Origin of the sequence: Saccharopolyspora sp. NPDC050642, assembly GCF_040654735.1 — a bacterium.
Taxonomy (GTDB): Bacteria; Actinomycetota; Actinomycetes; order Mycobacteriales; family Pseudonocardiaceae; genus Saccharopolyspora; species Saccharopolyspora elongata.
Genome location: NZ_JBFAIN010000019.1, coordinates 94852 through 113413, shown reverse-complemented (window position 1 = coordinate 113413; position 18562 = coordinate 94852). Strand labels below are relative to the sequence as shown.

Below are 18562 nucleotides of genomic sequence, written 5' to 3'. Positions count from 1 at the left end.
TCCTCGGGATGCAGGGAGGCGAGGGCCGCGGGGGTGTGGTTGGTCGAGCCGGCGGGGCTGGCAGACCGGGGCCTGGTTGCCCAAGCGGTGGTGACGGCGCTGGGGCAGCCACGACCAAACGGCCCGTGAACCGCTCGGCGGCTGCGGCTACGCATCCGACTCTTCGTCGTGGGGTGCGGTTTTGCGGTCAGCTCTGCGCTGGAGGAAGCGTCGGGGGCTGGGTGCTGTCGATCTCGACCCGGTTGCGGCCGGCGCGCTTCGCCAGGTAGAGAGCGCGGTCGGCGGCGGCGAAGAGGGGATCGAAATCGGTGGACCCGGCGGCGACGCCGACGCTGACGGTCAGCGGGCGGGTTCTCGGGCCCAGCTGCGGCGTCCAGTCGTGGCTCTCCACCGCGGCGCGGATGCGCTCGGCCAGCTCCGGACCGGCAGTGCTGGAATCCGGCTGCTGGTCGGCGAGCAGCACCACGAACTCGTCGCCCGCCCACCGGCAGACGAGGTCGTCGGGGCCGCATTCGCGCTGCAGCAGCTTGGCGACCTCCTGCAGGACGAGGTCGCCTGCGGTGTGGCCCGCGGCGTCGTTGATCTCCTTGAAGTTGTCGATGTCCATCACGAGCAGCCACCGCGCTGCGACCTGATCGGCAGCCGCCGCCCGTTGCTCCACGCCGCGCCGGTTGAGCAGGCCGGTCAGCGGTTCCCTGCACGCATCTTGTTGCGCGGCGGACTCCTGGCGCTGCGCCTGAATGGCGACGCGGCGTTGATCCAGGGCCTGGCCGAGCCCCACCTGCAGCGCGTGCATGGCGGCGCTGCTGGCGGCGACCATGCTGCGCAACGCATTGGCCTCGCCGACCGGGTCGTCCAGCTCTCGGCAGATCGTGGTCAGGGCCTGCGAGAACCGCATCCGCAGCCTGGTGTCCCGGATCCATTCCGCTGTTTCGACGGCTCGACCGGCGAAGATCCTGGCTTCGACCAGGCGACGCTGGTGCCGGCGGATCTCGGCGAGCACCCAGTTCGCGATCGCCGAGGTGTAGTGGTCCTCCGCTTCCTCGCTAGCCGTCAGCGCCCGCACCGCGCGGCTCTCCGCCTCGGCGCCCTGCCCGAGGGCGACCAGGGCCCGGGCGCTGCCGGCCAGTGCGCGGTGGCGGACCTGTCCGGGGGAGGCCAGCGACAGCGCTTCGTCGAAGAGCTCCAGCGCCGTGCGGAAGCACTCGTCTGCCGTGCCGTTGGCCCTCATGGCCCGGAGCTGCCAGCAGTTGGCCTCCCGTTCCAGGCAGTGCGCGAGAACCTCCGGCTCACCGCAGCGCCGGGCGACCTGCACGGACTGGGTGATGAGCTCCTCCGCGGCGGCGTGGTGCCCGACGGCCTGCAGCAGATCCCCGAGCATGCCCATGGTCTGGGCGGCGGCTCCACCCTGCGGCCGGTCGACGTCGAGCCCGGTCCACCCCTCGGCGACGAGGTCGAGGGCGAGCGGGATTCGATTCAGCCGCCACGCCAGGTAGGCCCGGTGCACGAGAACGACGGCGGAGTCCCACCGGCCGTCGACGTGGTTCGCCCCGTCGGCGACCAGCCGCTTGAAGGCGAGGCCGGCGGCGTTCGGGCGGCCGGACTCCAGCAGCACCCGGACGTGCCGGTCCGGCTCGGGGACCAGCCCCGCCATCAACGGATCGTTCTCCCGCACTGCCTCGTCCTCGCAGCCGCGCAACCCGGTGACCTGCTGTTCTGCGCCACCGCGGTGCGTTCAGACTACCGATCCCGGCGGATCGCTCAGCCCCACAGACCGAGGGCGAACTCGGCGATCACGGTCGACAGCAGGAACGACGCCGTGATCGCGACCAGGCCGACCGGGATTATCTTCCAGCCGATCCGCCGCAGGAGCGGGATGTCCTTGCCCAGCGACAGCCCCGCCAGGGTCAGCATGATGGTGGCGATCGAGAGGAAGTCCACCGACTTCACCAGCGGGTTCAGCACCTCGGCGCCGGGGAACCAGGGGCTGGAGATGTAGGCGCCCACGGTGGTGATCCACACGATCGCCGAGATCTTCCGGGAGACCTTCGCCAGGAGGAGCCCGAGCAGTACCAGGGCCAGGAGCACCGCGTAGCCGCCGACGACCTTCCAGCTCAAGGCGCCGGCCGCGATCGAGGCGGTGCCGATGCCCAGCACCGTCAGCACCCCGAGCGACAGCCACAGCGGCAGCGCGACCTGGGCCGAGGCCGCGACGACCTGCTCCCGGAACGCGCGATTTTCAGCGACCTCGTCCGACCCGGCACCGGCGGAAGCCGCCGACGCGCTCGGCCCAGGAGCGGGGTTGCCCTGACGGCGGGTGAGCAGCCGGTAAAACCGGTCAGCCAGCGGCAGCGCGAGGTAGATCCCGACGTACACGCCCAGGATCGTGGTGATCAGGTTCGACACGGCGGCCATGCCCAGGACGGCCTCTTCGTCGGCCGGGTACGCGTCCACGATGCTCGCCGTGGACGCCGCCATCATCGATCCGGACCCGACGCCCGCGCCCATGGCCAGCGCCAGCGGATCGAAGATCCGCCAGTTCGCCACCAGCGACGTCAGGAGCGTGATGAACACCGCGCCGAAGAGCGTGCCGAACACGTACATCGCCAGCACGCCGCGGTACTGGTCCGAGTCCGGCCCGTACTTCTCGGAGACCATTGCGAACGACGGTTCGCGGTCCAGGGAGAACGTGGCACCGATCGTCGCCTTGCCCATGCGCAGCAGCACGGCCAGCGGTAGGGCGAGGACGATCGTCCCGAGCAGGTGGCCGATCTCCTGCAGCAGCAGGGCGGGCCCCGCTTTGACCAGGGCCGGCAGGCTAGGCCCGATGTTGAAGGCGAGCCGGGCCACCAGCAGCATCACTGCCACGCCGACCAGGGCCGAGGCCGCCTTCTGCAGGTCCAGGCCGAGCGGCTTGAACCTCTGCACCGACACCAGCAGGCCGAGGACCAGCCCCCACACCATCGGGAAGATGATGATGGACCCGATGCCCAGGTTGATTTCGAGTTGGCCGACGAACTGGACGAACAGCGCGATGACCAGTGCCAGGGCGGCGATCGGCAGCGTTTGCTTCGTTCCGGCCTTGGCCGGGACGGCGGAAGTGGTCATCGGGCTGCTGCTTCCTGCGAGGGGTTCCGGCGGTGAGCCGCCACTATGAACCGTCGTTCCTGCTGGGTCGGTCCCATCTCGCCTCCCTAGTAGCTCAGCGACGGGAACGGTGCGCCTGCGGCGCGGGTGGGCACCCAGACGGCCTTGGTCTGGGTGTACTCGTCGAGCACGCCCGGGCCCGAGGAGCGGCCGTGGCCGGAATCGCCGAAGCCGCCGAAGGGGACGGCGACGTGGATCGTCTTGTAGGAGTTGATCCAGAAGGTGCCGGCCTTGACGGAGCGTGCCACGTGGTGGGCGCGGGACACGTCGCCGGTCCACACCGCGCCCGCCAGGCCGAAGTTCGTGCCGTTGGCCCGGTCGATCGCTTCCGCCTCGGTGTCGAAGGCGTCGGCGCCGACCACCGGACCGAACACCTCGCTGGTCTCCAACCGGTTGGCCGGTGTGACCCCGTCGAGCAGGGTAGGCGCGACCCAGTGACCGGCTGCCAGCGCGGAGCCGGTCAACGCGGCGGGCAGCTCCGCGCCGGTGACCCGGCGGCCGCCGTCCTGCAGCCCCGCCTCGATGAGGGAGTTCACGGTGGCGAACTGCGGCGCGGTGATGATCGGGCCGACCTCCGTGTCGGGGTCGAGCGGATCGCCGAGGCGCAATCGCGCCGCCCGCTCCGCAACGCGCTCGACGAACTCGGCGTGGACGCTGCGCTGCACCAGCAGCCGCGAGCCGGCCACGCAGGACTGCCCGGCGCCGGAGAACACGGCCGCGATGGCACCGTCGGCCGCGCGGTCCAGGTCCGCGTCGGCGAAGACGATGTTGGCGCTCTTGCCGCCGAGTTCGAGGACGGTCGGGATGCCGGCCCGGGCCGCCGCGACCGCCACCCGGCGGCCGGTGGCGACCGAGCCGATGAACGAGACCTTCCCGACGCGCGGGTCGCTGGTGAGGGCGGTGCCGACGGTGCCCCCGAGACCGGCGGCGACGTTGAAGACGCCTTCCGGCAGACCGGCCTGGTGCGCCAGCTGGGCCAGCCGGAGCGTGGACGCCGGGGTGAACTCGCTGGGTTTGACGACGACGGCGTTGCCGGCGGCCAGCGGTGCCGCCGAGTTCCAGCCGGCCGTGAACAGCGGCGCGTTCCACGGGGTGATGGCCACGACGACGCCCCACGGGACGCGTTCGGTGTAGGTGTGCCAGTTGCCGGGGACGGGGATGGTCCGGCCCATCAGCTTGTCGGCCCATCCCGCGTAGTAGCCGAACATCTCGGCGACCTTGGCCGCCTCGCCCCGGGTGTCCCGGAGTGGTTTTCCGGTGGTGGCGGACTCAAGCACGGCCAGTTCCTCGGCGTGCTCCAGGATCGTGCGTGAGACCTCGCGCAGGATCCCGGCCCGTTCGAAGGCGTCCGTCGCGGCCCACTTCGCGGCCCCGCGGACCGCGCTGGTCAGGACGGCGTCGGCACCTTCCCGACCGGGATCGTTGAAGTCGGCGTAGTCCTCGCCGGTGGCGGCGGAGGTGAGGGTGATGCGATCGCCGCCGCCGGTGGCGATGGCGCCGTCGACGAAGGCTCCGAGGCCCCGCGGGAAGGCGGCGTCCAAGGCCTGGCGCGCGGTGGCGGCCGAAGAAGTGGTCGGGGCGGTGCTCATGCTTCTGGGGATCCTTCACGGGTGAGGGAGGGGGCGACGGTTCGCGCGATCTCGGTGAAGTCCGCGCTCGGGCCGAGGCGGGTGAGGGCGTCCTGCCAGCGCTGGCTCGCGGCGGCCAGCAGGCCCGGCTGCTCGCCGCGCTGGTCGGCGATCTCGATGGCCAGGGCGGCGTCCCGGGCCATCAGCCCGAGGGAGAAGCCCGAGTCGTGGGTGCCGGACAGCACCCAGTTCGGGTACATCGCGGCGGAGACCTTGCTGCCACCGGAGGCGCTGCTGATTCCCGCTGCGGCGACGGCGGGATCCACGCCGTAGGCCTTCGCGACGGCAAGGGCCTCACCGACGGACACCAGGTTGGCCGCGGCCAGGACGTTGTTGAGCAGCTTGACGACGTTGCCGGAGCCGGGGTCGCCGAGGTGCTGGTACTGGCCGCTGGTCAGCGCCTCCAGCACGGGTCGGGCTGCGTCGAGGGCTTCCGGCGTGGCGCCGACGAAGGCCGTCAGCCGGCCCGTCGCGGCCCCGTCGCGCCCGCCCGAGACGGGTGCGTCGACGAAGGCCGTGCCACGTTCGGCGGCGAGGGCGGCGAGCTCGGCGCTGGTGGCCGGTTCCGACGTCGTCGTGTCGACGATCGCGATGGTGCCCGCGCTCTCCAGCAGCTGGGGGACCGTCGCCTCGACCGCGCGGGCCGAGGGCAGCGAGAGGACGACGTAGGGCGTTCCGGCCAGTGACCCGACGTCGTCCGCGGTGCGGATGCCGACGGTTTCCGCAGCTGAACGTGCGTCGGGGGAGGGGTCGAATCCGGACACCCGCCAGTCCGCCTGGTGCAGAGCGGAGGCCATGGCGCCGCCCATCGACCCCAGGCCGACGACGGCGATTTGCTTGTTCATCAGAGCTCCATTTCGCGGAGGGCGGCCCGATTCGTCCTAGTCGAGGTAGATGTCCAGGTCCTTCCACAGCTGCTGGGTGCGGCGGATCGCGGCGCGGCTGCGCTCCGGTTGGGCCGCTTGCATCCCGGCGAGCAGCCCGTAGACGACCGAGGTGGCCGCGGTGACGGACTGGAAGAAGGAGATGCCTTCCGATGGCACGATCAGCAGGTGGTCGGCCACGGTCGTGGCCAGCCGGCCTCGGCGCATGTCGGTGATCGCGATGATCGTCGCGCCGGCGGCGCGGGCCGACTCGGTGGTGGCTATGAGCTGCTTCATGGACCGCCACATGTTGATGACCACCAGGACGTCGCCCGGTCCGAGGCTGTTGATGGCGGTGGCCAGGTGCACCCCGGCCCGGTTCTCCAGGGAGATCGGATAGCCCATGGTGGAACCGAGGTGGGCCATGACGCTGGCCGGCCCGGCGAAGGAGCCGACGCCGACCACGAGGATCGACTTCGCCGCGGCCAGCGCCGCGATGGCGGCCTCCGTGTCGGCGGCGGTGTTGGTGTCCAGCGTCTGGCGCAGGTTGTCGATGTCGTGCGTCAGGGCGTCGTGCAGCGGGCTGCGGTGCTCACCGTGCTCGACGAGCGTGTCTTCGGAGGAGATCAGCACCAGGTAGCGGGCGCGCAGCTCGCGCTGCAGGTCCGGCCAGCCCCGGTAGCCCAGCGTCTGGGCGGCGCGGACCACGGTGGAGTTGTTGACGTCGGCCCGCTGCGCGATCTCGGCGATGTCCGCGTAGGACGCCAGTTGCGGGTTGCGGGCGATCACGTCGACCACGCGCGACTGCGCCTTGGACAGCGGTACGTCGGGCAAGACGTCACCCAGCCACTGGGCGTCGGCGTTGCCGAAGATCTCGTCGTTCTGTGCTGTGGACACGAACCCTGCTCCCGGGTGCGAGGCGGAGCGCTCTGCAAGCGCAGTTGCGACAATGTACATCGCAATTCTGATTGCAGAAAGGCCCTGCCTCGCCCGACCGGTCGGCAGCTATCGACGGCGCACGGGATCCGGGGGAACTCGGTCCACCCGGGATCGATCGAAACCGGATCGGCGACATCGGTTCGCCGCGATGAATCGGACGTTGCTCGGGCCTGCAACGCCCGCACTCTCGCGGCCATCCCGCTCGGCGCCCGAGGTGAACCGCGGGACGTGGCCCACGGGGTGCTCTTCCTGGCCTCGGACGAGTCGAAGTACGTCACCGGCGCCGAGCTGGTCCTCGACGGCGGCTGCACGGCGGTCTGAAGCATCACCGCTGCGGGCGGCCGACCGGACCTCGCGGCGAAGCCGACCCTGCGGCGTCTCTGACGAGGCTGCTTGGCGTTCCGGTCGGACTGTGACCACCCTGAGAACCCGACACTCTGCCATGGACGCCAGCGACTCGGCGCGCCGCCACGAAGACCGAGAACGGCAAGATCATGCGCCGCGCGATCCGCGCCCATCACCCATTTCTGGTCAAGATCGCCTGACCGCTAGCCGCGGTCCGCGACGAACGCCTCGATGCCGTCGAGGATCCGCTGCAGGCCGAATTCGAAGGCGTGCTCCGGGTTGTGCGCCGAGCCGTGGGCCTCGCCCGCGGCGGCGCCGACCCGGGCGGCCGTCGGGTAGCGCTGCGGGTCGACCAGCTGCCCGAGCAGCGGGGCGTGCGCCTGCCACCACTGCTCGTCGCTCATCCCACTGCGCTGCTCGGCCTGCGCCATCTCCACCGACCGCCGGGCGGCGGCCTCTGCGTGCCCCAGCACCAGGCTCAGCAGGGAGTCCATCTCGACGTCGGTGAGCCCGAGCTCCGTGACCGCGCCCAGCTCGTAGTCGTACTTGGCGATCGCGTTCGGCCCCAGCACGGCGCGCCCGGCCGCGACCTGCAGCATCCACGGATGCCGGTGGTACATCGCCCAGTTCTCCCGCGCCACCTGAGCCAACCGGCTTCGCCAGGCGGGGCCGGGCGCGGGGCGGGCGGTCTCGCCGTAGGCGGTGTCGAGCATGACGTCGATCAGTTCGGCCTTGCCCGGCACGTAGGTGTACAGCGACATGGTGCCGACGCCGAGGTGGTCGGCGACCCGGCGCATGGACAGCGCGGCGAGCCCGTCGGTGTCGGCGATCTCGATCGCCGCCCGCACGATCCGGCCCACGCCCAGATCGGACCGCCCCTTGCGCCCGCTGGTCGGCCCGTCCTGCGTCCGCCACAGCAGCGCCAGGCTGCGTGCGGGATCTCCGCCGCCGCTGTACTCCGTCGCCATCGCACCCTCTCCGTACCCCGTACGCCTCAGATCGTAGGAGAGCGGCCGGAGCCTGCCGCGCGGCGGTCACTCCGCGGGGTGCGACTGCAGCCAGTCGGCCCAGCTGATCTTGCCGCGGCGACCGCCGGGGCAGGTCATGTCGGTGGCGATCCGGCGCAGCCGCCGCGGCGCCGGCACGTTGATCACCCGGCGGTCGCTGCCGCGGACGCGCTGCCAGGTGCGCAGCGCATCGCGGAGGGTGAGCACCTGAGGGCCGCCGAAGTCCTCGCGCCGCTGCCCGGCGCCATCGCGGATGCATTCGACCAGGTACTCGGCGAAGTCACGGGTGTCGACCGGCTGCGTGGGCAGCGCGCCCGGCAGCGGCAGCACCGGGAGCCGGGCGGCGCGGTTGAGCATCCGGTCCAGCAGCCAGTGGAACTGGGTCGCCCGCGCGATCGACCACGGCACGTCGGCGACGCTGACGAGCTCCTCGGCGGTGTGCTTCAGCCGCAGGTAGGGCATGGCCGGCCGGTCCACGCCGACGATGGAGACGTAGAGGAAGTGCCGGACCTGGGCCGCCGCGGCGGCTTCGAGCAACCGGCTGGTGCCGTCGACGTCGACATCGGGCGGGCTGCGCCAGAAGTCGACCGGGTGCATGAAACCGCGCTGGGCGGCGGGGGAACACGTCGCCGCGTGCACCACGGTGTGCGCGCCGGCCACCGCTTCGGCGACCCCTTCACCGGTGGCGAGGTCGCCCTGCACCCACTCCAGCTCGGGATCGGTGCCGGGGCGGCGCGTCAGGATCCGCACCCGGTGCGCGGGCTTGAGCAGGCGCACCAGCTCGCGCCCGAGGTGTCCGGTCCCGCCGGTGATCGCGACTGTGTCCATCTCGGCACCTCCGGATCAACTGTCCCACCGGGGTGCCGAGGTCGCGACGCCTACGGCTTCAGCAGCGGACCGGTGAGCCCGTCGACGATCCCGCCGATCGCGGGCAGCAGGCCCGGGCGTTCGGGCCCGGAGCTGCTCGGCGGCTCGGACTGCGACGGCGGGGCGGTCTCGCTCGGCGGCTCGGACGGCTGCGTGGTCGGCGCCGGCTCGTCGGACGGCTGCGTGGTCCGGGTCGGCTCCTCCGTCTGCGAGGTCGCCGCGGGCGCAGAGGTCCGGGTGGTCGGCTTCGGCGCCTTCGTCGTCTCCGGGGCTTCCTCGGTCTGCCGCTCGGTGGCCGGTGTCTTGGCGGGAGCCGGGGCCGGGGTTTCGCTGGCGAGCAGCCGCGGTTCCGGCGTCGCGGGAGCCAGGTCCGGCGCCGTGGCCGTGACCTGCGGAGCGAGGAGCTGCGCGGCGGGCTGGGCGGCGGCCGGCTGCGGGGCCGGGGCTGCCTGCGGCGCGTCGGTGCGGTGGTAGGCGCTGCTGACCGCGATCACGGTGAGGAACACCGCGACCGCGTAGCCGATCACCCGCGGGGGAGTGGCGTGCTGCCACGTCTTGGGCTCCACCCGCCGGTGGCGGCCCCGAGTGCGGGCTCGCGGCAACGACGAATTACCCACTTCTGCCACCCCACCTGTCCGGCCGATTGGTCTGTTCGCGGCGTCGCCTTCACCCGAACGAGTGATAGCGGCCGGTCGCACCCTACGTCACCGCCGGCTCGCGTGGCCAGCCCCCCTGGCCGGCGATTCGCAAGATCATCGCTGGTGGGAGGGTCGCGGGCGGTGGGGCCGGGAACGGAAACGGCCTCGCCGCGAGGCGAGGCCGGAGTCCACTCTGGACGATCAGCGGTGGCCGAGCAGGCGGATGTCCCGCCGCAACTGGGCCACCGCGTTCTTCAGGCCACGGCTCGGCGAACCCTTGCGGTCCAGCACGTCGGTGAACATGACGGCACCCAGGACAAGCACGAGCAACAAGGCGACAACGACGACGAACACGATCACTCACCCCTTCTGCCCATAACATCGATCAGGGGCGGCCTTCGTTACCGGTATCCCCCAGGTGTGTCGCGGGACGCATTTCCGGCCGGTGCGGGCGCCGCGCCCGGCCGGGCCTAGGATTGCCGCGTCCTCGGATCCGGCCGAATGGACGGCTGGAGACCGGAATCGCGAAGACTAGCCTGGAGAACATGGCGACCAACCGACCCAATCCGGCGCAGTGGGTCTGGTACGCCTTCGGCGGCAGGCTGCCGGACCGGTGCGCGGAGTGGGTGCTGCACGACGTCACCTGCTCGACCTGGGTGCTGCGGCACTTCGCCCGCGCCCTGACCCAGCTGGCGCCCTTCTGCCTCCTCGTGCTGATGCCCGGTCCGCTGTGGATCCGGCTCACCTCGATCCTGCTGGGCCTGCTGGTCGGGCTGTTCTACTCGGTCTGCTACATGGGCGAGACCGCCGAGCACCGGGCGATCAAGCACGGTTTCCCGCCCGGCGTCGCGCGCGAAACCCGGGAACTGCGCCGAGACGTCAGCCGCGCGGCGAAGCACGGCGTCGGCTACCGCCCGTGGTGGGACTAGCGCCGGATGGACGAGCTCGACCCGGCGTTGCGCGACGCCGAAATCGCCGTGTACTGGACGGATCGCGCGGACGCGCCCGCCCCGCGCGAGCCGCTGCCCGGCGACGACCGCGCGGATCTCGTCGTGGTCGGCGGCGGATTCACCGGGCTGTGGGCGGCGATCCTGGCCAAGCGGCGGCGCCCGGACCTCGACGTGCTGTTGCTGGAAGCGCACCGGCTCGGGCACGGCGGCAGCGGCCGCAACGGCGGCTTCGTGTCGGAATCCCTGACGCACGGCCTCGCCCACGGCCGCTTCTGCTGGCCGGCGGAGAACGACCGGTTGGTGCGCCTGGGGCGGGAGAACCTCCAAGCGATCGGCGAGTTCGTGCGGGACGAGGCGATCGACGCGGATTTCCGGCTGTGCGGCAAGACGAGCGTCGCGACCGAGCCCCACGAGGTCGAGGAGCTCAGCGACGAGGCCGAGCTGTACCGCGAGCACGGGATGGCGGCGCGGTTCCTGGGCGCCGGCGGCATTCGCGCGGACGTGAACTCGCAGACCTACCGGGCGGGCGTGCGCCTGCCGGACGCGGGCGGGCTCGTCGACCCGGCGAGGCTGACCTGGGGTCTCGCCGCGGCGGCGCAGCGGCTCGGGGTGCGCGTCCACGAGGGCAGCCCCGTGCGCGCGCTGCGCTGCGACGCCGGGGTACGGCTGAAAACTCCACAAGGGACGGTGCGGGCCGGCGGCGTCGTGCTCGCGACCAACGCGTTTCCCGCGCCGCTGCGCTCGATCCGCCGGTACGTGCTCCCGATCTGGGATTACGTCCTGGTCACCGAGCCGCTGTCGGCACCGCGGTGGGACTCGGTGGGGTGGCGGGACCGGCAGGGCGTCACCGACGGCGCCAACCGCTTCCACTACTACCGCCCGACACCGGACGGCCGGATCCTGTGGGGCGGCTACGACGCGGTGTACTACTACGGCGGCCGCACCGATCCGGCCCTGGCCCGGCACGACGCCGCGCACCGCGCGCTGGCGCGGAACTTCTTCCGGACCTTCCCTCAGCTGGAGGGGCTGCGCTTCACCCACCGCTGGGGCGGGCCGATCGACTCCACGGTCCGGTTCACGCCGGTCATCGGCTGCGACCGCGGGGTCGCCCACGCCGTCGGCTACACGGGCCTGGGCGTGGCGGCGTCCCGCTTCGGCGCGCAGACCGCGCTGGACCTGCTGTGGGGCGAGGACACCGAACGCACCCGGCTGCGCATGGTGCGCGACCGGCCCATCCCGTTCCCGCCGGAACCCCTGCGCTGGCCGCTGGTCCAGTACACCCGCCGCGCCCTCGCCCGGGCCGACGAGAACGGCGGACGGCGCGGCCGCTGGCTGCGCTTCCTCGACAACCGCGGCATCGGCCTCGGCAGCTGACCGGGCTGGTGCACGACACACCGGCGCTTCGCCTTCTCGGGGGAATTCGGGGACGCGGTCCGGGCCCGCTTCGCGGGCGTTCCTCCTAGCCGCGGCGCGTGTCCCGGTTTCGCCGCGCCAGAATGGGAACACTGCGTAATCGCTTGATCATTGCGCGTCATGGCCACTGGTCATACCTTCGATGGACGGGCCGACCGGCTCGTCACGGTCGCCCTCCGAACGTCGTCCTAGAGGGCACCACCGACCGAAGGGGTGCAGCGCAACCATGCCCAACATCGTTCGTGCGGCGCTGGTCCAGGCGAAGTGGACCGGCGACACCGCCTCGATGGTCGACCAGCACGAGGAGCACGCCCGCGCCGCGGCCGGGCAGGGCGCCGGGATCATCGGCTTCCAGGAGGTCTTCAACGCCCCCTACTTCTGCCAGGTGCAGGAGGCGGAGCACTACCGCTGGGCCGAGGCGGTGCCCGACGGGCCGACCACGCAGCGGATGTGCGCGCTGGCGCGGGAACTCCGCATGGTCATCGTCGTGCCGGTCTACGAGGTCGACGGACCCGGCTTCTACTACAACACCGCCGCCGTGATCGACGCCGACGGCAGCTACCTCGGCAAGTACCGCAAGCACCACCTGCCGCACCTGCCCGGGTTCTGGGAGAAGTACTACTTCCGCCCCGGCAATCTCGGCTGGCCCGTCTTCGACACCGCCGTCGGCCGGATCGGCGTCTACATCTGCTACGACCGGCACTTCCCGGAGGGCTGGCGGGCGCTCGGGCTGGCCGGCGCGCAGCTGGTCTACAACCCGTCGGCGACCAGCCGCGGGCTCTCCTCCTACCTCTGGAAGCTCGAACAACCCGCCGCGGCGGTGGCCAACGAGTACTTCATCGCGGCGATCAACCGGGTCGGCATCGAGGAGTACGGCGACAACGACTTCTACGGCACCAGCTACTTCGTCGACCCGTACGGGCAGTTCGTCGGCGAGCCGGCCAGCGGCACCGACGAGGAACTCGTGGTGCGCGACCTGGACTTCGACCTGATCGACGAGGTCCGGCAGAAGTGGGCGTTCTACCGCGACCGCCGCCCGGACGCCTACCGACTGCTGACCGAGCCGTGAGAGGAGCGACGATGACGAGTACTCACGCAGAGCTGACCAAGCGGCACCGCGCGGTGCTGCCGGACTGGCTCGCGCTGTACTACGACGAGCCGATCGACGTCGAGCGCGGCGAGGGGCGGCACGTCTGGGACGCCGAGGGGAACCGGTACCTGGACTTCTTCGGCGGCATCCTCACCACGATGACCGCGCACGCGCTGCCCGAGGTGACCGCGGCGGTCGGCGAGCAGGCGGGCCGGATCCTGCACACCTCCACGCTGTACCTGAACCGGCCGATGATCGAGCTCGCCGAGCGGGTCGCGGAGCTCTCGGGCATCGACGACCCGCGGGTGTTCTTCACGACCAGCGGCACCGAGGCCAACGACACCGCGCTGCTGCTGGCCACCGGCTACCGCGCCTCCAACCAGGTGCTGGCGTTGCGCAACAGCTACCACGGCCGGTCGTTCTCGGCCCTGGCGGTGACCGGCAACCGCGGCTGGTCGCCGACCAGCCTGTCGCCGGTGCAGACGGCGTACGTGCACGGCAGCCGCCGGCGCGGAACGCCTTTCGCCAGCCTGCCGGACGCGGAGTTCACCGCCGCGTGCGTGTCCGACCTGGAGGACGTGCTCGGGCAGCTGCACGGCAACGTCGCCTGCCTGATCGCCGAGCCGATCCAGGGCGTCGGCGGTTTCGCCACTCCGCCGGACGGCATGTTCGCCCGCTTCAAGGAGGTCCTCGACCGGCACGGCATCCTGTGGATCAGCGACGAGGTGCAGACCGGGTGGGGGAGGACCGGCGAGCACTTCTGGGGCTGGCAGGCCCACGACGCCAACGGCGCGCCGGACATCGTCACCTTCGCCAAGGGCATCGGCAACGGCCTGTCGGTCGGCGGCGTCATCGCCCGCGCCGAGATCATGAACAGCGTCCGGGCGAACTCGATCTCCACCTTCGGCGGCAGCCCCGTCACCGCGGCCGGTGCGCTGGCCAACCTCGACTACCTCCTCGCCCACGACCTGCAGGGCAACGCCGCGCGCGTCGGCGGCGTGCTGCGCGAACAGCTCGACGGAGCGCTCGGCCGGATCCCGGCCGTCGTCGACGTGCGCGGCAAGGGCCTGATGATCGGCGTGGAGCTGGCGCACGCCGACGGAACGCCCGCGCCGGAGATCGCCACCGAGGTCCTCGAGGAGTCCCGGCGGGGCGGCGTGCTCATCGGCAAGGGCGGCTTGGAGGGCAACGTCCTGCGCATCGCGCCGCCGCTGACCCTCACCGAGGCCGAGGCGCGCGAGGGCGGCCGGATCCTGCTGGCGGCACTGGAGAAGGCGGGGCGATCATGAGCAGGACGATCATCCGCGGTGGTCTGGTGATCACCGCGACCGAGGAGACCCGCGCGGACGTGCTCGTCGACGGCGAGCAGGTCGCCGCGATCGCCGCGCCCGCCGTCGCCGAGCAATGGGTGTCCAATGCGGACACCGTGATCGACGCGTCCGGCCACTACGTCATCCCGGGCGGCGTCGACGGGCACACGCACATGCAGATGCCCTTCGGCGGGACGTTCGCGTCGGACACGTTCGAGACCGGCACCAGGGCCGCCGCGTGGGGCGGCACCACCACGATCGTCGACTTCGCGATCCAGCCGGTCGGCGGCTCGCCGCGCGAGGGTCTGGACGCCTGGCACGCCAAGGCCGACGGGCAGTGCGCGATCGACTACGGCTTCCACATGATCCTCTCCGACGTCGGCGACGAGGCGCTGAAGGAGATGGACGCGCTGGTCGCCGAGGGGATCACCAGCTTCAAGATGTTCATGGCCTATCCCGGCGTGTTCTACAGCGATGACGGGCGGATCCTGCGCGCGATGCAGCAGGCCGCCGGCAACGGCGCGCTCACGATGATGCACGCCGAGAACGGCATCGCCATCGACGTCCTCGTGCAGCAGGCGCTGGCCGCCGGGCGCACCGACCCGCGGTTCCACGGGCAGGTCCGGCACCCGCTGCTGGAGGCGGAGGCGACGCACCGGGCGATCCAGCTGTCCAGAGTGGCCGGTGCCCCGCTCTACGTCGTGCACGTCTCGGCCGCCGAGGCCGTCGCCGAGATCACCCAGGCCCGCGACAACGGGCTGAACGTCTTCGGCGAGACCTGCCCGCAGTACCTGTTCCTCACGGTCGACGACCTGGCCCGGCCGGAGTTCGAGGGCGCGAAGTACGTCTGCTCGACCCCGCTGCGGCCTGCCGAGCACCAGGCGGACCTGTGGCGGGCGTTGCGCACCAACGACCTCTCGGTGGTGTCGACCGATCACTGCCCGTTCTGCTTCAAGGACCAGAAGGAGCTCGGCCGCGGCGACTTCTCCAAGATCCCCAACGGCATCCCGGGCGTGGAGAACCGCATCGACCTGCTGCACCAGGCCGTCGTGGAGGGGCGCATCGACCGTCGCCGGTGGGTCGAACTGGCCTGCACCACCCCGGCCCGGATGTTCGGCCTGCACCCGCGCAAGGGCACGATCGCGCCCGGCGGCGACGCCGACATCGTGATCTACGACCCGCGCGCCGAGCAGGTGCTCTCGGCCGAGACGCACCACATGAACGTCGACTACAACGCCTACGAGGGCAAGCGGATCACCGGCCGGGTCCGCACGGTGCTGTCCCGCGGCGAGGTCGTCGTCGACGACGGCACCTACACCGGCCGGGCCGGGCGCGGCCGGTTCCTGGTCCGCGACACCTGCCAGTACCTGATCTGACCTTCGCCCGCTCGAAGCGGCGCCGGCCGCTCAGCCCACATTCGCAGCAACCGCTTGGGGGAGAGATGGAATTCGGACTGGTCCTGCAGACCGATCCGCCCGCGTGGTCCGTGGTGGACCGGATGCGCCGGGCCGAGCGGCTCGGCTTCAGCCACGGCTGGACCTTCGACTCGTGCGTTCTGTGGCAGGAGCCGTTCGTCATCCACAGCCAGATCCTGGCCGCCACCGAACGGCTCGTGGTCGGCCCGATGGTGACCAACCCGGCCACCCGCGACTGGACGGTCACCGCATCGACCTTCGCCACGCTCAACGACATGTTCGGGCCGCGCACGGTGTGCGGCATCGGCCGCGGCGACTCGGCGGTGCGGGTCACCGGTGGGCGGCCGACCACGCTAGCGACGCTCGAACAGGCCATGCGCGTGATCAAGGAGCTGGCCGAGGGCCGCGAGGTGCAGCTGCACGGAACCCCGGTCCGGCTGCCGTGGGTGCGCGACGGCCGGCTGCCGATCTGGATGGGCGCCTACGGGCCGAAGGCCCTGGAGCTCGCCGGCCGGCAGGCGGACGGCTTCATCCTGCAGCTCGCCGACCCGTACCTGACGCGGTGGATGGTCGACCACGTCCGGGAGGCCGCCCGCGATGCCGGCCGCGACCCGGCGTCGATCACCGTGTGCGTGGCCGCCCCGGCCTACGTCGGCGACGACCTCGACCACGCCCGCGAGCAGTGCCGCTGGTTCGGCGGCATGGTCGGCAACCACGTCGCCGACCTCGTCGCCCGCTACGGCGACGCCGCGGAGGCCGTGCCCACCGCGCTCACCGACTACATCAGGGGCAGGAAGGGGTACGACTACTCGCACCACGGCCGCGCCGACAACCCGAGCACCGAGTTCGTGCCGGACGAGATCGTGGACCGGTTCTGCCTGCTCGGGCCCGTCCAGGCGCACGTGGCCAAGCTGCGGGAACTGCGCGATGCCGGGGTCGACCAGTTCGCGATCTACGCCATGCACGACGCGCTCGACTCCACTGTGGACGCCTATGGTGATGCCGTCATCCCGGCCATGTCCTGACGCCTCGCGGACCTGCGGCGGTGATCACACGGCCGCGGGTTTGTAGAGTTCCGCCGGAAAGTGGCAGCCCCGATCGGCGGGGTGGAACGAGGAGGGGCGCCATGCGGCAGGGACTCGGCGCGAAGCTGGGCGTCGGCTGGAAGCTGCACGGGGACGGCAGCACGCCGCGCCCCGGCGAGGCGGTGGCCCCGGACGAACGGCTTTCCTGGGGACGAACCATCGGGCTCGGCGCCCAGCACGTGGTGGCCATGTTCGGCGCCACCTTCGTCTTCCCGGTGCTGATGGGCCTGGACCCGAACCTGGCGATCATGGTCTCGGGCGTGGCGACCATCCTGTTCCTGCTCATCGTGCAGGGCAAGATCCCCAGCTACCTGGGCAGCAGCGCGTCCTTCGTGGGCGTCGTGACGGTGATCCGGGCCGGCGGCGGGGACAGCTCGACGGTCACCGGCGCGATCCTGGTGCTCGGCCTGGTGCTGTCCGCGGTCGGGGTGATCATCCACTTCGTCGGCCCGCAGGTGGTGCACAAGGTGCTGCCGCCCGCGGTCTCCGGCGCGGTGGTGATGCTGATCGGCTTCAACCTCGCCCCGGTGGTCGCCGAGTCGTACTGGCCGCAGGACCAGTGGATCGCGCTGATCACCATGATGGTGGTGCTCGGCTGCAGCGTGTTGCTGCGCGGATTCTGGTCCCGCATCGCGGTGCTGATCGGGCTGGTCGTCGGCTACGTCCTGTCGTGGCTGTTCGACCTGGGCTTCGGCCCGATCACCGCGCCGAACGCCAGCGGCGCGGTCAGCACGCACCTCCGGCTCGACCTCAGCGGCGTCGCCGATGCCAGCTGGTTCGGCCTGCCGACGCTGCACGCGCCGTCGTTCGACGCGGCGGCGATCCTCGTGGTGCTGCCCGTGGTGATCGCGCTGATCGCGGAGAACACCGGCCACGTCAAGGCCGTCGAGGAGATGACCGGCACCAAGCTGGACGGCAGCCTCGGGCGGGCGATCTTCGCCGACGGCTTCGCCAGCACCCTCTCCAGCGCGGTCGGCGGCCCGCCCACGACCACCTACGCCGAGAACATCGGCGTCATGGCCGCCACCCGGGTGTACTCCACGGCGGCCTACTGGGTGGCCGCGATCGTGGCGATCCTGTTCGGGTTGTGCCCCAAGTTCGGCGAGGTGATCGCCGCGACTCCCGGCGGCGTGCTCGGCGGCATCACCGTCGTGCTCTACGGCATGATCGGCCTGCTGGGCGCGAAGATCTGGACGGAGAACCGCGTCGACTTCGGCGACCCGGTCAACCTGATGCCGCTGGCCGCCGGGCTGGTGGCCGGCATCGGCGGGGTGTCGTTGCAGATCACGCCGCAGTTCAGCCTCAGCGGCATCGCGCTGGGCACCATCGTTACCCTGCTGGGCTACCACGTGCTGCGCTGGCTGGTGCCCGCCCGGGGGTGACCGGCCCCTCGCCGCTGATCGTCAGTGCGCCCGCGGCCGGCAGGTCGTAGGTTCGCAGACGACGACCGGCGTCGAGGAGGCCGCCATGCTGCGTCCCGTGCACTTCGAGATCCACGTGGGAGACGTGGATCGCGCCCGCGAGTTCTACTCGACCGTGTTCGGCTGGCGGTTCCAGCAGTGGGGCGATGAGCAGTACTGGCTGATCTTCACGGGCGAGGGCCCGGGCATCGACGGCGGCCTGCTGCCCCGCAAGGGCTCCGAGCCCTCCGACGAGACGCCGATCGCGGCGTTCGCGACGACCATGGAGGTGGCGGACGTCGACGCCATGCTGTCGATCGTGGAGTCCGCGGGCGGCCGGGTGGCGATGCCGCGGACCGCGCTGACCGGCATGGGCTGGGTGGCGTACTGCCGGGACACCGAGGGCAACATCTTCGGCATGTTCCAGGCCGACGACCTGGCGAGCTGACCGGGGCGGCGAGCGCG

The 18562-nt window shown here is 71.7% G+C and carries 18 protein-coding genes; 9 read left to right on the top strand and 9 right to left on the bottom strand.

Features of this window, described 5'->3' with window-relative positions; all coding sequences use genetic code 11:
- Positions 1-187: 187 nt before the first annotated feature.
- From AB0H93_RS26535 to AB0H93_RS26515, 5 genes are all read right to left on the bottom strand, one after another.
- Positions 188-1675, bottom strand: coding sequence for a GGDEF domain-containing protein (locus AB0H93_RS26535; RefSeq protein ID WP_358575922.1), 1488 nt, complete (start codon positions 1673-1675; stop codon positions 188-190).
- An 86-nt stretch (positions 1676-1761) separates the two neighbouring features.
- The gene (locus AB0H93_RS26530; protein ID WP_358575920.1) at positions 1762-3108 is read right to left on the bottom strand and encodes a DUF3100 domain-containing protein; all 1347 of its coding nucleotides are present in this window, start codon (positions 3106-3108) and stop codon (positions 1762-1764) included.
- A gap of 86 nt (positions 3109-3194) precedes the next feature.
- On the bottom strand, positions 3195-4736 hold the full coding sequence (locus AB0H93_RS26525; RefSeq protein WP_358575918.1) for an aldehyde dehydrogenase family protein: 1542 nt from the start codon (positions 4734-4736) through the stop codon (positions 3195-3197).
- The gene (locus tag AB0H93_RS26520; RefSeq protein ID WP_358575916.1) at positions 4733-5620 is read right to left on the bottom strand and encodes an NAD(P)-dependent oxidoreductase; all 888 of its coding nucleotides are present in this window, start codon (positions 5618-5620) and stop codon (positions 4733-4735) included. The genes AB0H93_RS26525 and AB0H93_RS26520 overlap by 4 nt, the downstream gene beginning before the upstream one ends.
- Before the next feature lie 36 nt (positions 5621-5656).
- Positions 5657-6535 carry a MurR/RpiR family transcriptional regulator gene (locus AB0H93_RS26515; RefSeq protein WP_358575915.1) on the bottom strand — a complete coding sequence of 293 codons (879 nt, stop codon included), beginning with the start codon at positions 6533-6535 and terminating at the stop codon, positions 5657-5659.
- Positions 6536-6550: 15 nt separating this feature from the next.
- Here AB0H93_RS26515 and AB0H93_RS26510 point away from each other — a divergent pair, with 15 nt between their 5' ends.
- Positions 6551-6898: an SDR family oxidoreductase gene (locus tag AB0H93_RS26510; protein WP_358575914.1), complete on the top strand. Its 348-nt coding sequence runs from the start codon at positions 6551-6553 to the stop codon at positions 6896-6898.
- Between the two features lie 227 nt (positions 6899-7125).
- On the opposite strand, the gene AB0H93_RS26505 is transcribed toward AB0H93_RS26510, so the two are convergent.
- From AB0H93_RS26505 to AB0H93_RS26490, 4 genes are all read right to left on the bottom strand, one after another.
- On the bottom strand, positions 7126-7890 hold the full coding sequence (locus tag AB0H93_RS26505) for a TetR/AcrR family transcriptional regulator (RefSeq protein ID WP_358575912.1): 765 nt from the start codon (positions 7888-7890) through the stop codon (positions 7126-7128).
- Between the two features lie 66 nt (positions 7891-7956).
- Positions 7957-8757, bottom strand: coding sequence for an NAD(P)H-binding protein (locus tag AB0H93_RS26500; protein ID WP_358575910.1), 801 nt, complete (start codon positions 8755-8757; stop codon positions 7957-7959).
- Positions 8758-8807: 50 nt separating this feature from the next.
- Complete coding sequence (locus tag AB0H93_RS26495) at positions 8808-9413, bottom strand: hypothetical protein (protein WP_358575909.1); 606 nt, start codon at positions 9411-9413, stop codon at positions 8808-8810.
- A gap of 222 nt (positions 9414-9635) precedes the next feature.
- Positions 9636-9794 carry a hypothetical protein gene (locus AB0H93_RS26490; protein ID WP_358575908.1) on the bottom strand — a complete coding sequence of 53 codons (159 nt, stop codon included), beginning with the start codon at positions 9792-9794 and terminating at the stop codon, positions 9636-9638.
- Positions 9795-9979: 185 nt separating this feature from the next.
- On the opposite strand from AB0H93_RS26490, the gene AB0H93_RS26485 reads away from it, so the two are divergent.
- The 8 genes from AB0H93_RS26485 (at position 9980) to AB0H93_RS26450 (ending at position 18545) form a co-directional block, all read left to right on the top strand.
- Positions 9980-10363 carry a DUF5313 family protein gene (locus tag AB0H93_RS26485; RefSeq protein WP_358575907.1) on the top strand — a complete coding sequence of 128 codons (384 nt, stop codon included), beginning with the start codon at positions 9980-9982 and terminating at the stop codon, positions 10361-10363.
- Between the two features lie 6 nt (positions 10364-10369).
- The gene (locus tag AB0H93_RS26480) at positions 10370-11758 is read left to right on the top strand and encodes an FAD-dependent oxidoreductase (protein WP_358575906.1); all 1389 of its coding nucleotides are present in this window, start codon (positions 10370-10372) and stop codon (positions 11756-11758) included.
- Between the two features lie 265 nt (positions 11759-12023).
- Entirely contained in the window at positions 12024-12866 is an 843-nt protein-coding gene (locus tag AB0H93_RS26475) for a nitrilase-related carbon-nitrogen hydrolase (protein ID WP_358575905.1), read from the top strand.
- An 11-nt stretch (positions 12867-12877) separates the two neighbouring features.
- The gene (locus AB0H93_RS26470) at positions 12878-14176 is read left to right on the top strand and encodes an aspartate aminotransferase family protein (protein WP_358575903.1); all 1299 of its coding nucleotides are present in this window, start codon (positions 12878-12880) and stop codon (positions 14174-14176) included.
- Positions 14173-15573 carry a dihydropyrimidinase gene (gene hydA / locus AB0H93_RS26465; protein WP_358575902.1) on the top strand — a complete coding sequence of 467 codons (1401 nt, stop codon included), beginning with the start codon at positions 14173-14175 and terminating at the stop codon, positions 15571-15573. The genes AB0H93_RS26470 and hydA overlap by 4 nt, the downstream gene beginning before the upstream one ends.
- A gap of 65 nt (positions 15574-15638) precedes the next feature.
- On the top strand, positions 15639-16637 hold the full coding sequence (locus AB0H93_RS26460) for a TIGR03842 family LLM class F420-dependent oxidoreductase (protein ID WP_358575901.1): 999 nt from the start codon (positions 15639-15641) through the stop codon (positions 16635-16637).
- Positions 16638-16738: 101 nt separating this feature from the next.
- Positions 16739-18079, top strand: coding sequence for a solute carrier family 23 protein (locus tag AB0H93_RS26455; protein ID WP_358575900.1), 1341 nt, complete (start codon positions 16739-16741; stop codon positions 18077-18079).
- Positions 18080-18164: 85 nt separating this feature from the next.
- A complete protein-coding gene (locus AB0H93_RS26450; protein WP_358575898.1) occupies positions 18165-18545 on the top strand; it encodes a VOC family protein in 381 nt (126 codons plus the stop codon).
- Positions 18546-18562 lie beyond the last annotated feature (17 nt).